Source organism: Pseudomonas knackmussii B13 (genome assembly GCF_000689415.1).
Classification (GTDB): Bacteria; Pseudomonadota; Gammaproteobacteria; order Pseudomonadales; family Pseudomonadaceae; genus Pseudomonas; species Pseudomonas knackmussii.
In genome coordinates this window covers 5,165,310-5,180,353 of the sequence record NZ_HG322950.1, presented here as the reverse complement: position 1 = coordinate 5,180,353, position 15,044 = coordinate 5,165,310, and the positions used below count along the sequence as shown (strand labels likewise).

At 62.1% G+C, this 15,044-nt stretch carries 8 protein-coding genes, 1 tRNA gene and 2 rRNA genes; 6 read left to right on the top strand and 5 right to left on the bottom strand.

From position 1 onward, the window contains the following. Positions 1 to 9 precede the first annotated feature (9 nt). The 6 genes from PKB_RS24215 to PKB_RS24190 all read left to right on the top strand — a co-directional run bounded on the left by PKB_RS24215 (position 10) and on the right by PKB_RS24190 (position 7,365). Positions 10 to 85: transfer RNA gene (locus PKB_RS24215), tRNA-Ala, on the top strand. A 231-nt stretch (positions 86 to 316) separates the two neighbouring features. Further along, positions 317 to 3,207 (top strand): 23S ribosomal RNA (locus tag PKB_RS24210). Between the two features lie 131 nt (positions 3,208 to 3,338). Continuing rightward, a 5S ribosomal RNA gene (gene rrf / locus PKB_RS24205) occupies positions 3,339 to 3,454 on the top strand. A 342-nt stretch (positions 3,455 to 3,796) separates the two neighbouring features. Further along, positions 3,797 to 4,453, top strand: a complete 657-nt coding sequence (locus PKB_RS24200; protein WP_043257713.1) for a paraquat-inducible protein A — start codon at positions 3,797 to 3,799, stop codon at positions 4,451 to 4,453. After that, positions 4,440 to 5,066, top strand: coding sequence for a paraquat-inducible protein A (locus tag PKB_RS24195; protein WP_043255218.1), 627 nt, complete (start codon positions 4,440 to 4,442; stop codon positions 5,064 to 5,066). Before PKB_RS24200 ends, PKB_RS24195 begins: the two co-directional genes overlap by 14 nt. Beyond that, positions 5,059 to 7,365, top strand: coding sequence for a PqiB family protein (locus PKB_RS24190; RefSeq protein ID WP_043255216.1), 2,307 nt, complete (start codon positions 5,059 to 5,061; stop codon positions 7,363 to 7,365). The genes PKB_RS24195 and PKB_RS24190 overlap by 8 nt, the downstream gene beginning before the upstream one ends. Positions 7,366 to 7,467: 102 nt before the next feature. Here PKB_RS24190 and PKB_RS24185 read toward each other — a convergent pair whose 3' ends face one another. The 5 genes from PKB_RS24185 to mksB form a co-directional block, all read right to left on the bottom strand. After that, the gene (locus tag PKB_RS24185) at positions 7,468 to 9,027 is read right to left on the bottom strand and encodes an ABC transporter permease (protein ID WP_043255214.1); all 1,560 of its coding nucleotides are present in this window, start codon (positions 9,025 to 9,027) and stop codon (positions 7,468 to 7,470) included. Next, on the bottom strand, positions 9,027 to 10,034 hold the full coding sequence (locus PKB_RS24180; RefSeq protein WP_043255213.1) for an iron ABC transporter substrate-binding protein: 1,008 nt from the start codon (positions 10,032 to 10,034) through the stop codon (positions 9,027 to 9,029). The genes PKB_RS24185 and PKB_RS24180 overlap by 1 nt, the downstream gene beginning before the upstream one ends. Before the next feature lie 147 nt (positions 10,035 to 10,181). Next, positions 10,182 to 13,019: an Mks condensin complex protein MksF gene (mksF, locus tag PKB_RS24175; protein WP_043255212.1), complete on the bottom strand. Its 2,838-nt coding sequence runs from the start codon at positions 13,017 to 13,019 to the stop codon at positions 10,182 to 10,184. Continuing rightward, on the bottom strand, positions 13,016 to 13,747 hold the full coding sequence (gene mksE, locus PKB_RS24170; RefSeq protein ID WP_043255210.1) for an Mks condensin complex protein MksE: 732 nt from the start codon (positions 13,745 to 13,747) through the stop codon (positions 13,016 to 13,018). Before mksE ends, mksF begins: the two co-directional genes overlap by 4 nt. Further along, a complete protein-coding gene (mksB, locus tag PKB_RS24165; protein ID WP_043255208.1) occupies positions 13,737 to 15,014 on the bottom strand; it encodes an Mks condensin complex protein MksB in 1,278 nt (425 codons plus the stop codon). The genes mksE and mksB overlap by 11 nt, the downstream gene beginning before the upstream one ends. Positions 15,015 to 15,044: the final 30 nt, after the last annotated feature.

Genomic DNA, 15,044 nt, shown 5'->3' with positions numbered 1-15,044 from the left:
GGAAAAGAGGGGGCCATAGCTCAGCTGGGAGAGCGCCTGCTTTGCACGCAGGAGGTCAGGAGTTCGATCCTCCTTGGCTCCACCATCCACGTCGCGAAAGTTCAGACATGAATGTTCAGGGTAATGGAACATTGATGTCTGGTCTTTGTACCGGAACCGTTCTTTAAAAATTTGGGTATGTGATAGAAGTAGACTGAATAATCTCTTTCACTGGTGATTATTCAAGTCAAGGTAAAATTTGCGAGTTCAAGCGCGAATTTTCGGCGAATGTCGTCTTCACGTTCGAGACGTATAACCAGATTGCTTGGGGTTATATGGTCAAGTGAAGAAGCGCATACGGTGGATGCCTTGGCAGTCAGAGGCGATGAAAGACGTGGTAGCCTGCGATAAGCTTCGGGGAGTCGGCAAACAGACTTTGATCCGGAGATCTCTGAATGGGGGAACCCACCCAGCATAAGCTGGGTATCTTGCACTGAATACATAGGTGTAAGAGGCGAACCAGGGGAACTGAAACATCTAAGTACCCTGAGGAAAAGAAATCAACCGAGATTCCCTTAGTAGTGGCGAGCGAACGGGGACTAGCCCTTAAGCTTCTTTGAATCTAACAGAACGCTCTGGAAAGTGCGGCCATAGTGGGTGATAGCCCCGTATGTGAAAGGTTCTTGGAAGTGAAATCGAGTAGGACGGAGCACGAGAAACTTTGTCTGAATATGGGGGGACCATCCTCCAAGGCTAAATACTACTGACTGACCGATAGTGAACCAGTACCGTGAGGGAAAGGCGAAAAGAACCCCGGAGAGGGGAGTGAAATAGAACCTGAAACCGTATGCGTACAAGCAGTGGGAGCCTACTTTGTTAGGTGACTGCGTACCTTTTGTATAATGGGTCAGCGACTTATATTCAGTGGCGAGCTTAACCGAATAGGGAAGGCGTAGCGAAAGCGAGTCTTAATAGGGCGTTTAGTCGCTGGGTATAGACCCGAAACCGGGCGATCTATCCATGAGCAGGTTGAAGGTTAGGTAACACTGACTGGAGGACCGAACCCACTCCCGTTGAAAAGGTAGGGGATGACTTGTGGATCGGAGTGAAAGGCTAATCAAGCTCGGAGATAGCTGGTTCTCCTCGAAAGCTATTTAGGTAGCGCCTCACGTATCACTCCAGGGGGTAGAGCACTGTTTCGGCTAGGGGGTCATCCCGACTTACCAAACCGATGCAAACTCCGAATACCTGGAAGTGTCAGCGTGGGAGACACACGGCGGGTGCTAACGTCCGTCGTGAAAAGGGAAACAACCCAGACCGTCAGCTAAGGTCCCAAAGTTATGGTTAAGTGGTAAACGATGTGGGAAGGCTTAGACAGCTAGGAGGTTGGCTTAGAAGCAGCCACCCTTTAAAGAAAGCGTAATAGCTCACTAGTCGAGTCGGCCTGCGCGGAAGATGTAACGGGGCTCAAACCATACACCGAAGCTACGGGTGCATCGCAAGATGTGCGGTAGAGGAGCGTTCTGTAAGCCTGTGAAGGTGAGTTGAGAAGCTTGCTGGAGGTATCAGAAGTGCGAATGCTGACATGAGTAACGACAATGGGAGTGAAAAACTCCCACGCCGAAAGACCAAGGGTTCCTGCGCAACGTTAATCGACGCAGGGTTAGTCGGTCCCTAAGGCGAGGCTGAAGAGCGTAGTCGATGGGAAACAGGTTAATATTCCTGTACTTCTAGTTACTGCGATGGAGGGACGGAGAAGGCTAGGCCAGCTTGGCGTTGGTTGTCCAAGTTTAAGGTGGTAGGCAGAGATCTTAGGTAAATCCGGGGTCTTAATGCCGAGAGCTGATGACGAGCGTTCTTTTAGAACGTGAAGTGGTTGATGCCATGCTTCCAGGAAAAGCTTCTAAGCTTCAGGTAACTAGGAACCGTACCCCAAACCGACACAGGTGGTTGGGTAGAGAATACCAAGGCGCTTGAGAGAACTCGGGTGAAGGAACTAGGCAAAATGGCACCGTAACTTCGGGAGAAGGTGCGCCGGTGAGGGTGAAGTATTTACTACGTAAGCCCATGCCGGTCGAAGATACCAGGCCGCTGCGACTGTTTATTAAAAACACAGCACTCTGCAAACACGAAAGTGGACGTATAGGGTGTGACGCCTGCCCGGTGCCGGAAGGTTAATTGATGGGGTTAGCGAAAGCGAAGCTCTTGATCGAAGCCCCGGTAAACGGCGGCCGTAACTATAACGGTCCTAAGGTAGCGAAATTCCTTGTCGGGTAAGTTCCGACCTGCACGAATGGCGTAACGATGGCGGCGCTGTCTCCACCCGAGACTCAGTGAAATTGAAATCGCTGTGAAGATGCAGTGTATCCGCGGCTAGACGGAAAGACCCCGTGAACCTTTACTGTAGCTTTGCACTGGACTTTGAGCCTGCTTGTGTAGGATAGGTGGGAGGCTTTGAAGCGTGGACGCCAGTTCGCGTGGAGCCATCCTTGAAATACCACCCTGGCATGCTTGAGGTTCTAACTCTGGTCCGTTATCCGGATCGAGGACAGTGTATGGTGGGCAGTTTGACTGGGGCGGTCTCCTCCTAAAGAGTAACGGAGGAGTACGAAGGTGCGCTCAGACCGGTCGGAAATCGGTCGTAGAGTATAAAGGCAAAAGCGCGCTTGACTGCGAGACAGACACGTCGAGCAGGTACGAAAGTAGGTCTTAGTGATCCGGTGGTTCTGTATGGAAGGGCCATCGCTCAACGGATAAAAGGTACTCCGGGGATAACAGGCTGATACCGCCCAAGAGTTCATATCGACGGCGGTGTTTGGCACCTCGATGTCGGCTCATCACATCCTGGGGCTGAAGCCGGTCCCAAGGGTATGGCTGTTCGCCATTTAAAGTGGTACGCGAGCTGGGTTTAGAACGTCGTGAGACAGTTCGGTCCCTATCTGCCGTGGACGTTTGAGATTTGAGAGGGGCTGCTCCTAGTACGAGAGGACCGGAGTGGACGAACCTCTGGTGTTCCGGTTGTCACGCCAGTGGCATTGCCGGGTAGCTATGTTCGGAATAGATAACCGCTGAAAGCATCTAAGCGGGAAACTAGCCTCAAGATGAGATCTCACTGGGAACTTGATTCCCCTAAAGGGCCGTCGAAGACTACGACGTTGATAGGTTGGGTGTGTAAGCGCTGTGAGGCGTTGAGCTAACCAATACTAATTGCCCGTGAGGCTTGACCATATAACACCCAAACAATTTGTGTGTTAGACGGTGAAGTCGACGAACCGAAAGTTCGTGAGAACCGCAAATACCTGTCACATACCCGAATCGGGATGAGCGTGTGCGCAAGCCACGAGCGTCCGAAAGAATTGCTTGACGACCATAGAGCGTTGGAACCACCTGATCCCATCCCGAACTCAGAAGTGAAACGATGCATCGCCGATGGTAGTGTGGAGTTTCTCCATGTGAGAGTAGGTCATCGTCAAGCACCTATCCCAAAGCCCCTGATCAGCGAAAGCTGGTCGGGGGTTTTGCTTTTGCGCGCGGAAAAATATCCGGGCGGCGAAATGCGGCGAAGAGCCTGCTACGGCGCCAGCCCTGGGTCCTCAGGCGCGCGGCCGGCATGAGTGCCGCGAGCTCGGGATCCTCGATTTACCTTCCTTTCGTCTTGCTCGTCACGAATTACACATGCGCGCTGTGGCAGCTCTTATGCGAGACGCTTCTTTCAGATACTCGCTATGCCATTTCTGCCTTTTTCGAGGTGTCTGGAGCGGCGCCTTGCACTAGGCCAGTCGTCTACAATAGCGACAAATCGACGCCGAGCTTTTTCATGTCCGAGACTGATAGCCTCTCTCTACAGAACCTTCCCCTGGACCAACTTATCGCCTGCCATGAGTGTGATCTGCTGATGCGGCGTGAGCCCGTCCCCCTAGGGCAGCGTTCGGTATGCCCACGCTGTGGATATGAACTGGAGATTCATCGCCCGTACATGGTCAGACGAGCGCTGGCATTGGTTGTGACGGCATTGCTGCTCTACGTTCCCGCCAACTTCCTGCCGATCATGAACATCACCATCCTTGGGCAGACTGGGGTCGATACGGTCTGGAGTGGAGTAAAAGGGCTGTACAACTCCAACATGGAAGGGGTGGGAGTCCTCGTTTTCCTGTGCAGCATGGTAATTCCGCTCGCCAAGCTGCTGTTCCAGCTCTTCGTACTGATCACCCTGCGCTTCGATGTCGCTCGGGAGCAAGGCATGACGCTGTTCCGTTGGTATCAGCACCTGCGTGAGTGGGGAATGCTCGAGGTCTACCTGATGGGCATCCTGGTTTCCATCGTGAAGCTGGCTGGCATGGCCGAGTTGCATGTTGGTATTGGTCTTGCGTGCTTCGTGGCGCTGCTTTTCTCGCAGATATGGCTGGAGGTGACCATGTCGCGGCACCAGGTATGGGAAGCGCTGGCAGGGGAGTTCGACGATGCGAGCCATTGATGCCGGCATTCTGATTTGTGGCGAGTGCCATCAGCTCAATCGGCAACAGGATGAAGACGACGGCCACCAGCATTGCACGCGTTGCGGTTCGGTCCTGCACGCCCGGCGCCCCAACAGCCTCACGCGGACCTGGGCCCTGCTGCTCACCGCCGCGGTTCTCTACATCCCGGCCAACCTGCTGCCGATCATGACGGTGAACTTCCTCGGCAGCGGCATGCCGGCCACCATCATGGAAGGCGTCGTAGAGCTGATCAACGCGGACATGCTGCCGGTTGCCGCAGTGGTCTTCGTCGCGAGCATCCTCGTACCGACCTTCAAGCTCGTCGGCATCACTCTACTGCTTTACTCGATCCAGCGGCGGCAGCCGCTTTCAGCACGCCAGCGGATTGTGATGTACCGCTTCATCGAATGGATCGGTCGCTGGTCGATGCTCGACATCTTCGTCATCGCGATCCTGGTGACCATGGTGAACTTCGGCAATCTGGCCAGTATCGAGGCCAACCTCGGTGCGGCTGCTTTCGGCAGTGTGGTGGTGCTGACCATGCTGGCGGCGGTGACTTTCGATCCCCGACTGATCTGGGATAACACGGACGCGGAAAACGACGATGACTGATGAGCTCCCCAAGCCAAAGCTGCGCAAGACGACGAACTGGTCGGCAATCTGGATATTGCCCCTGATCGCCCTGGCGATTGGCGCCTGGCTCGGTTGGCGCGCCTACGATCAGGCCGGTGTGATGATCAACATCCAGTTCGAGAGCGGCGAAGGCCTCCAGCCGAACAAGACCGAGGTCATCTTCAAGGGCATCGCAGTCGGCAAGGTCGTCGACATGCACGTCAACAAGCCTGCGCTGGGCATCACCGCGACCGTGGAAATGCGCAAGGAGGCTTCCGAATACTTGAGCAAGCAGACCCGTTTCTGGCTGGTCAAGCCGCGGGTCTCCCTGGCTGGCGTCACAGGTCTGGAGACCCTGGTATCCGGCAACTACATCGCCATTGACCCGGTGAAGGGTGAGATGAGCCACGATTTCGTCGCGCTCAAGGAGCCGCCCCCGTTGTCCGACAGCCTGCCGGGCCTTCATCTGACGCTTAAAGCCGAGCGCCTTGGCTCGCTGGAGCAGGGCAGCCCGATCTACTACCGGCAGATCCAGGTCGGCCAGGTGAAGAGCTACCAGCTGGCCTCGGACCAGAAGACCATCGAGGTGAAGATCCACATCGAACCGGCCTACGCCAACCTGGTGCGCAAACACACGCGCTTCTGGAACGCCAGTGGCATCACCCTTTCCGGCAGTCTCAGTGGCCTGAAGCTGCGCACCGAGTCGCTGGCCAGCATCGCCGCCGGTGGTATCGCCTTTTCCACGCCTGAAATCTATGCGGACAGTCCGCCGACCGATCCGACCAAGCCGTTCCGCCTCTATGAGGACTACGATGCGGCCCAGACCGGCATTCCGGTGCACCTGAAAGTCACCGACATCAGCGGTCTGACCGCCGGTGACACGCCGGTTATGTACAACGGTGTGCAGGTGGGTACGGTCAAGACCGTCGACATGGACTCCGATTTCAACGGCGCTACCGCCACCCTGTCGATGGACCCGCGCACGGAAGATTTCCTCAACAGCAAGACCGAGTTCTGGATGGTCAAGCCGAGTATCTCGCTGGCGGGTATCACCGGGCTCGAGGCGCTGGTCAAGGGCAACTACATCGCGGTGCGTTTCGGCAAGGATGGCGAGCCGACCCGCGACTTCGCGATCCGTCCGAAGGCGCCGCCGCTGAACCTGGATGCGCCCGGCCTGCACCTGGTGCTGACCAGCGATCACCTGGGGTCGCTGGACGTGGGCACGCCCATCCTCTACCGGCAGATGAAGGTCGGTACCGTGCAGAGCTACCAGCTCTCCCGTGATCGCCAGCGGGTGGTGGTTGGCGTGCACATCGAGCCGGAGTTTGCTGACCTGGTGAACACCTCGTCGCGCTTCTGGAACGTCAGCGGGGTGACCCTCAGCGGCGACCTCAACGGCATCAAGTTCAAGAGCGAGTCGCTGCAGACGCTGATCAGCGGCGGCATCTCCTTCGACACACCCGATCCCAAGGCCGCGCCGCTCACCAAGGTACGGCGTTTCTACCTGTTCGACAGCGAGGACGATGCCAAGGCCAAGGGGCAGTTCATCGAGTTGCGTACCGACAGCGCCGACGGACTGCGCGAAGGCACGGTGCTTCGCTACCGGGGCCTGGATGTTGGCCGTGTCGAGCAGGTTGACCTCAACCGCGACCTTTCCGGCGTGGTGCTCAAGGCTCGCATAACGCGCGCTCAAGACAGCATCGCTCGCGAAGGCAGCCGCTTCTGGGTGGTGAAGGCGCAATTGGGCCTGTCTGGAGCGGAGAACCTGGGCACCCTGGTCAGCGGCCCGTACATCGAGGTGATGCCGCGCGAGAAGGCCGGTGCGGTGCAGACCCGCTTCCCGCTGCTGGACCAGGAGCCCAACCGCCTGCTCGAAGCCGACGGCCTACGCCTGACCCTGAGCGCCGCGCGCCGGGGTTCGCTGAAACCGGGCGTGCCCGTAACCTACCGGGAAGTGCAGGTGGGCAAGGTGACTTCCTTTGAGCTGGGTGAGACCGCTGACCGCGTGCTTATCCACATCCTCATCGAACCGCGCTATGCGCCGCTGGTACGCACTGGCAGCCGCTTCTGGAACACCAGTGGGGTTGGCGTCGATGCCGGGTTGTTCAAGGGCGTGAAGGTGCGTACCGAGTCGTTCGAGACCATCCTCGCCGGCGGCGTTGCCTTCGCCACTCCGGATAACGCGCAGATGGGCACTGCGGCGAAGCCTGGGCAGACCTTCGCGCTATTCGACGAGTATCAGGACGAGTGGTTGCAGTGGGCGCCGAAGATCCCGCTGGGCAAGGCGGTCGGACAGTAACGCTCGCCACCGGGCCTGAAACGAAGACGCCCCGCCGGGATACCGGCGGGGCGTTTTGCATTGTGGATAACCCGCGATGTGATTCGCGGATGAGATCCGCTCCTACGCTCCGCTCCGCGCAGCGCGGGTGGTCAGCAAGTAGACCGGCACGCCGGAGATGAGGATCAGCAAGGCTGCATAGGGCGCCGCCGCTGCGTACTCCAGTGTGGAGGTGTGCACCCAGACCGCGGTCGCCAGGGTGCTCAGTCCGGTGGGGCCGAGCACCAGCGTCGCGGTCAGTTCCTTCATGCTGTCGAGGAACACCAGTACGAACCCTGCGCCTATGGCCGGTGAGATGATCGGCAGGGTGACGCGCAGGAAGGCGCGCAGCGGCGTTTGCCCGAGGGTGCGGGCGGCCTCTTCGAGTTGCGGCGAGGCCTTCTCCAGCGCCACGCGGATTGGTGCCTGGGCAAGCGGCAGGAACAGCAGGGCGTAGGCAATCAGCAGCAGCGTGTTGGTCTGGTAGACCGCCGGCATGAAGTGCAGGGCGAAGTACACCAGCGACAGGGCGATCACCAGACCCGGCAATGCCTGCAGCAAGTAGGGCAGACGTTGCGCCCAGCGCGCCAGCGGACCGGGATAGCGCACCACCAGGAAGCTCACCGGCAGGGCCAGCAGGCAGCCGAGCAGGGCGCCGCCGAACGACAGCGAAAGCGACGAGAACAGCGCTTGGCCGACTTCCAGCAGCGGGAAGGCCGCCGAGGTGCCGGTGAGCAGCCAATAGCCGAGCATCGCCATGGGGATGCCAGTGCCAACCACCACAAGCGCTGCGAGCAGCAATTGCACCGGCCATTTCCCGGCACCCAAGCGGATGCGCTCCGCTTGCCGTGCGCTGCCTTGGCCGGTGCGCACCAGGCGGCCGCGGCCACGCATGCGCAACTCCAGCCAGAGCAGCAGGAAGCACAGCGCCAGCAGCACCGAAGAGAGCATGGCCGCGGTGGCATTGCTGAATTGCAGCTCGAACTCCTGGTAGATGGCCGTGGTGAAGGTCTGGAAGCGCAGGATCGACAGCGCGCCGAACTCCACCAGCATGTGCAGCGCCACAAGCAGGCTGGTGGCGGCCAGGGTGGGGCGCAGCAGCGGCAGGGGCACTCGCCAGAACACCTGGCGACGCGATACGCCGAGCATGCGCGCGCTCTCTTCCAGCGCCGGGTCGAGGTTGCGCAAGGTTGCCGCAAGGGGCAGATAGACCAGCGGGTACTTGGACATCGCCATGACCAGCACGGCGCCGCCCAGGCCTTCGTAGAGCGGGCTGAGCGAGACCCAGGTGAAGCTGCTGACGAAGGAGGGGATGGCGAACGGCAGGCAGAGCAGCACGTTCCAGTAACGCCGGCCGGGCAGGTCGCTGCGCTCCACCAGCCAGGCGCAGACGAGGCCCAGCAGGGCGCTGGCCAGGGTGACCAGCACCATCAGCTTCAGGGTGTTGCCGAACAGGCGGAACACATAGGGGCGCCAGAGCAGGTGCCAGGCCGCCTGCCAGCCGGTGTCCCAGGCCTTGGCGGCGACGTAGCACAGCGGCAACGCCGCCAGCAGGGCGAGCAGAAGGACCGGCGGCAGCAGCCAGAGCGGAGCCTTGCGCGCCTGGCTGCCGCGAGCCTGAAGCGGTGGTGAGGCCGGGAGCATCAGTTCAGGCCGACGTCGCGTTCGAGGTCGAGGGCGTCGTTGGCTTCACCCATGTCGGCCGGTGTCAGCTTGGGCGCCTGCAGTTCGGCGAACGGCTTGAGCGCCGGGTCCGGCTGCATGCCTTTGCGCAGCGGGTATTCGGCCGACTGGCTGAGGATGGCCTTCTGGCCTTCTTCGCTGAGCATGAAGGCGACGAACTGCTGGGCTTCCTTGGGATGCTGGCTGGACTTGAGCACGGCGGCGCCGGAAACGGTGACAAGGGCGCCCGGGTCCTGGTTGCCGAAGAAGTACAGGCGCGATTTCAGCTCGCCCTTCTCCTTCTTCAGGGTGTACCAGTAGTAGTTGTTGATCAGCGCCATATCGACCTCGCCGTTCTCCACGGCTTTCATGGCGGTGACGTTGTTGGTGTAGATCGAGCCGAAGGCCTTGAGGCCGGTGAGCCATTCCTCGGCGGCGTCCTGGCCCTTGAGCTTGATCACCGCGGATACCTGCTCGAGGAAGGCGCCACTCGTAGGAACGAAGCCGAAACGCCCGGACCACTGGCCGTCGGCCAGGTCCATCAGGCTCTTGGGCAGGTCCTTCTCGGCGATCTTCGCCGGGTTGTAGGCGAGCACGCGGGCACGGGCGGTGATGCCGACCCAGTCGCTGCGGGCGCCAGCGTTTTCAGCCTCCACCTGGGCCAGGGTCTGCGGGTCGAGCGGGGCAAGCAGGCCGGCGCCGGACAGGCGCACCAGCGGCGGCGATTCCTCGGTGTAGATGACGTCGGCCGGCGAGCGCGCGCCTTCTTCGGTGATCTGGCTGGCCAACTGGCCGTCGCCACCCTTGCGGATTTTTACTTGGATGCCGGTCTTCTCGGTGAAGGCCTTGGCGATGGCCACGCCGGTGGCGGCGTGCTGGCCGTTGTACAGGGTGAGGGTAACCGGATCGGCGATTGCATTCAGCGACAGGCCGCCGAGCAAACCGGCCAGGACAGCGCGCTTGAAGCCCGCGAGCAGACGAACAGACATGGTAACTCCCGTGCTTTCGCTAATGAGAATGCAAGCCATTATATGTAAGCGAGTCTGTCAGGCCAAACTCAATAGCTTGCTTAGCATCCACAAATCATCGGGAGAGGGCATTCCGCCGCCGGTTGGGGGGGGGGGGGGGAGGGTGGATCAGGCCGGCTCGGCGGCCTCTTCGGCCTCTGCGGCGGGGGCTTCGGCGGGACGTTCGCGGCGACGGATGAATTTCCAGTCGGCTTCGTCGATGTAGATGCCGTTGGGACCGCTGCCGCCTTCCAGGTCGATGGCCACCTGCGCCGACACCTGCGGCTTCACGCTCGCGAGGATCGGTACGAAGCCCAGCTGCAGGCTGGTTTCCAGCAGTGCGGCCTGGTTGCGTTCGTCGATGTCGGCGGCTTCGTCGAGGTAGTAGGGCAGGCGGATGCGCCCGGCCTGCTCGCGGTCCATCAGGTGCAGCAACAGGTACATGTTGGTCAGCGCCTTGATGGTCATGGTGGTGCCGTTGGACGCCGCGCCGTCGATGTCGGTGTGGACGATCGGCTGGCCGCCGACCTTGGTGATCTCGAACGCCAGCTCGAACAGGTCCTTCAGGCCCAGCTGGTTGTTGTTCGCGGCCACCAGGCGCGACAGGTAGTCCTTGGCTTCCTCGTTCTTCGCATCCTGCTCGGCGCCCTGGGTCAGGTCGAACACCGAGAGGTTCTCGCCTTCCTCGTACTGGCCGGCGCTGTGGATGATCTGGTCGATGTGCTTGAGCGCTTCCTTGTTCGGCGCGAGGACGATGCGGAAGCTCTGCAGGTTCGACACCTGGCGGCGGTTGATCTCGCGGTTGAACAGCGCGAGCTGGTGCTCGAGGTTGTCGTAGTCGCTGCGGATGTTGCGCAGGGTCCGGGCGATGTCGGTGACCGCGGCGCGGCGTGCCTTGGCCAGGGTCAGGGCCTCGTCGGTGCGGTGCGCGTAGGCGTTGATCAGCAGTTGCAGGCGACGCTCCGGATCGTCCTCGCTGTCGAACTTGGCCACGCCTTTGAGGCGCACCTGGGCGTACAGCGCCTCGATCTGGCCGTCGATGCGCTGCAGCGATTGCCAGGTGTCCTGATAGTCGTTGAGCAGCGGCAGCAGGTTGTCCAGCGAGTCGTCCACCGGCTCCATGAACGGCGTGCCGAAGGGCAGGTCGGCGGGCAGCAGCTGGCGGCGGCGCAGGGCGTCGTCGAGGGTGCGCTGCTTGGCTTCCAGGTCGGCCAGTTGGCGGCCCACCAGTTGCAGCTTGGCGGACAGCTGCTGGACGCGTTCGGTGAAGGCGTCGGCCGAGCGCTTGAGTTCGTCCTGGGTGGCTTCCAGCTGCGCAAGCTGTTCCAGCTTGGCCGGTTCCTCAGCGCTCAGGGTTTCGCTGCGGCGGAAGTCTTCCAGGGCTTTCTGCGCGTCGAGCACGTCCTGGTAGAGCTTGTCTGCCTGTGCCTTGCTGGCGTTGCGGTCGGCGGCAACGCTCTGCTGGGTCTTGAGCTGCTTGAGCTCCTTCTCCAGGCGTTCCTTCTGGTCGCGCAGGGCGGCGCGGTCGGCCAGTGCCTGCAGGGCCGGCGGCTCGATGTGCGAGAGGTCGATGGACAGGCCGGGCACTTCGAAGCGCTCGCCCTTGAAGGCGTCGAGGATCTTCTCGACGCTGCCGACCCACTTGCCTTCCTTGTCGAGGTCCACGCCCTTCTCGCCCAGCGGCAGGCTGAACAGCGCACCGTTGAACAGGCGCATCAGGCGCTCGACGTCCTGCTGCGAGAACTCCTCGCGCAGGCGGGCGTAGCTGTTGTTGTCGGCGTATTCGAGCTGCTGGCGCACGCCTTTCACGCGCTTCTCCAGGTCACGCACGCGCTCGTCCAGGTCTTCGCTGGAGAACTGCCGGGAGTGCGCCAGGGCGCCAGCCAGTTCGTCGTGGGCGTCCTTGGCGGCGAGCAGTTGCTGCTCCAGCACCTTGGCGTCCTCGACCAGCGCAAAACGGTTTTTCAGCACCGCCAGCTCGCCCATCCAGCGCTGCAGCTCGCTGATCTCGCGCTCCAGGCGCATCAGTTCGGCGGTGCCGCCGCGCTGTTCATTCTGCAGGCCGTCCTGTTCGCGGCGGTAGTGTTCGGCCTGGATGACCAGCTCTTCCTTGCGCGCACCGGAGTATTCCTCCCAGGTGCCCTGCAGGCTGTCGAGCAGCGGCGACAGGCGATGCATCTTGCCGCGTAGCAGTTCGCGTTGCTGCACGCCGTTGGCCAGGGCCTCGACCAGCGGGCCGGCGGCCACCAGGGCCTGGTAGTCGCCTTCCATGCGGCGCACGTCGCGGAAGGCCTCTTCGCAGGCGGCGATGTAGTCGACGCTGCCCGAACGCAGGCTGTGCTCGAAGGCGTCGAGGAACAGCTGCTTGAGCTTGGCCGCGGTGATCTCGCGCATGTGCAGCAGGTTGATGAACAGTGCGCGGAAGGTCTTCAGGCTCTGCTCGCTGGTGGAGCGCAGCGGGATCAGCGTGAGGTCCAGCGGAATCGAGGTGTGGCCGCCGACGAGCAGGCGACGCAGCTCGTCGGGCTTGAGTTCGTAGGCCTTCAGGCCCGCGCGTTCGAGGCTGGCGTAGAGCTCGCGCAGGCGCAGGCAGGTGCCGTTCTTCTGGTAGTGGTCCAGGTCCAGCTCGCCCTGGTAGGCGAAGAACTGGTGGCCGAAGCCACCGCCCGGGCCGCGTCCGCCGACGCCGATGACGTGGCGGCCGTGGGGAAGTTCGAGCTCGATGAGGATGTAGCTGGTGTCGGTGGCGAAGTAGAACTTGCGTGAGGCTTCCAGGCTGTACTTGCCGAAGCTCATGTCTGACATGCGCGCCAGGATCGGGAACTGCAGCGCGTTGATCGATGCCGACTTGCCGAGGTTGTTGGCGCCGTACACCGACAGCGGTTGTTCCAGCGGGAAGATGCCGAGGCTGTAGCCGGCGGTGTTGAGCAGGGCGAAGCGGCGGATGCCGTAACGTTCTTCGGTCATGCCTGGGCCTCCATGTCAGCTTGTTCTTCGGCGATGGCGCGGGCGAGGGCGTCTGCCTCGCTTTCGTCTTCTTCAACCGGCGCGATCGCGCCCGGGGCCGGTGCCGCGTGGGGTTCTTCGAGGCTGACGATGGGCTCTTCCTCTTCCTCGGCCAGTGCCGGGGCGACGAAGGCCAGGTCGGCGGCGTGCATGCTGGCGGCCAGGTCGCGGTCCTGCTGCACCGACAGACAGACGTCGAGGAAGCGGTGAATCGGCGGCAGGAAGCGGTACACGCCGTTGTCCTCGGCGGCGAAGCCGAGCTGGGTCAGGCGGCGCATGACCTTCTCTTCGAGTTCTTCCTGGGTGGTCACCTCGGCCTGCAGGAACAGGTCGCGGTACTTCTCCAGCAGCGGCGGCAGCTCGTCGCGGCCGATGCTGCCGCCGTCGAGCACGGCGAGCGGGTCGCGACCCTGGTCGGCGAGGTGCTCGACGAGGATGAAGGTGAACAGCGCCAGGCGCTGGGCGGTCTTGTTGACCTGGGCGCCGATCTGCTCGGGGACGAAGTAGTAGAAGCCGCGCGTGTCGCAGACAAGTTCGAAGCCGAGCGAGCGGAACAGCGTGCGGTACTGGTCCTGCTGGTTGGACAGCTGGCTGTACAGCTCGGGGTCGCGGCGGCTGATGTGGAAGCCCTTGAACAGCTCGCGGAAGATCGGCCCGAGCTGGGTCAGTTCGGTGAGATTAATTTGCATGGGGTTCGCTCGCTTGGTCGCCCTTGCCGGTCGGTGCGGCAAGCAGGGCGAAGGAGCACAGGCTGACGCTGTGCTGGGCGGTTTCGTAATCGCGGCGCTCCAGGCGCTCGCGCTGGAAGCGGCCGTCGCGCGACAGGCGCGAGAACCAGTAGAGCAGCTCGTCGGTGGCGCCACCGGGCTCCTGGTCCAGCAGCCAGACCATCAGGTCCGGCAGCGGCAGGGCCGCCTGGCAGCGGTCGAGCATCTCGCGGGCGGTGCGCGGCGCGGCGCGCGGGCTGTCGCCCTTGCGGTTGCCGCTGGCTTTCGGGAAGTGCGCCGGCTTGGGCTCGAAGCGCGCCAGGGCGAAGACGTAGCTCTCGACCTGCGAGGCGCTGCCGAGGAAGGTGCTCTGCGGCCGGGTGAACAGCGGCAGCGCCGCCTGCGGCACGGCCTCGATGCCCTTGCGGCGGATCACCGAGAGGGCCAGCGCGGCGCCGCGGGTGATCGCGTTGTGCCGGCGTGCTTCTTCGCGCAGCGGCAGCAGCAGTTCGCGGGCGCGGCGCAGGGTGAGCTGGGCGGTGGTCTGCATTTCCAGGATGCGCGCGTGGGTGCGCAGCAACTGGTCATCGTCGACCAGTTGGCCAAGGCGGTGCTGTTCGCCCAGCAGGCGCAGCAGCACTTGCTCGACGCGGCGCACGCCCTGTTCGAAGGCGCCGTCGGCGGAGACCAGCTGGATCATCGGCTCGACGTATTCGTCCCAGGTCGCCAGGACTTCGGCGTAGCGCTGGCGCAGCGGAATCTGCCGGTCGCTGGTCTTGGCCCGCTCGGCCACGGCGATCAGCGCCTGTTCGTCGTTGGCGAGCTTCTTCAGTACGTCGCGTACGCGCATGTCGAGCAGGCGCAGCTGGCGCGCCAGGTCGTTGCCGTCGCGCACTTCGAAGGCGTCGCGGATATAGCCGGCCAGGCGTTCCAGGTGGCGCAGGTAGGCCTCGATCTCCAGGCACAGGCCCAGGCGGTGCTCGTGGCGCAAGTAGGCGAGGAAGTCGTGGATCTGCGCGTTGAGCTCGAAGCGGTTGGGGCTCTTGGCCACCGGCACCAGAATGTCCAGGCGGATCCACTGGTCGAGCAGGGCGGTGATGTCCGCCGGGCTGCCTTCGGCGAGCTGCGCGGTGAGTTGCAGGCGCAGTTCCGCGAGGCTCAGGGTGCCGCTGTCGAAGCGCTCGCACAGCGGTTCGAGCAGGGCCCAGTGTTCGGCGAGGGCGCGCAATACGCGTCGGGGATCGATCATCGGGAAGCCGCAGGTAACGGATAAAGGGGG

What these genes read in the sequence shown, in the direction of transcription:
- PKB_RS24200 (WP_043257713.1), top strand. Translation starts at nt 3,797, where the DNA reads ATGTCCGAGACTGATAGCCTCTCTCTACAGAACCTTCCCCTGGACCAA.
- PKB_RS24195 (WP_043255218.1), top strand. Translation starts at nt 4,440, where the DNA reads ATGCGAGCCATTGATGCCGGCATTCTGATTTGTGGCGAGTGCCATCAG.
- PKB_RS24190 (WP_043255216.1), top strand. Translation starts at nt 5,059, where the DNA reads ATGACTGATGAGCTCCCCAAGCCAAAGCTGCGCAAGACGACGAACTGG.
- PKB_RS24185 (WP_043255214.1), bottom strand. Translation starts at nt 9,027, where the DNA reads ATGCTCCCGGCCTCACCACCGCTTCAGGCTCGCGGCAGCCAGGCGCGC.
- PKB_RS24180 (WP_043255213.1), bottom strand. Translation starts at nt 10,034, where the DNA reads ATGTCTGTTCGTCTGCTCGCGGGCTTCAAGCGCGCTGTCCTGGCCGGT.
- mksF (WP_043255212.1), bottom strand. Translation starts at nt 13,019, where the DNA reads ATGACCGAAGAACGTTACGGCATCCGCCGCTTCGCCCTGCTCAACACC.
- mksE (WP_043255210.1), bottom strand. Translation starts at nt 13,747, where the DNA reads ATGCAAATTAATCTCACCGAACTGACCCAGCTCGGGCCGATCTTCCGC.
- mksB (WP_043255208.1), bottom strand. Translation starts at nt 15,014, where the DNA reads ATGATCGATCCCCGACGCGTATTGCGCGCCCTCGCCGAACACTGGGCC.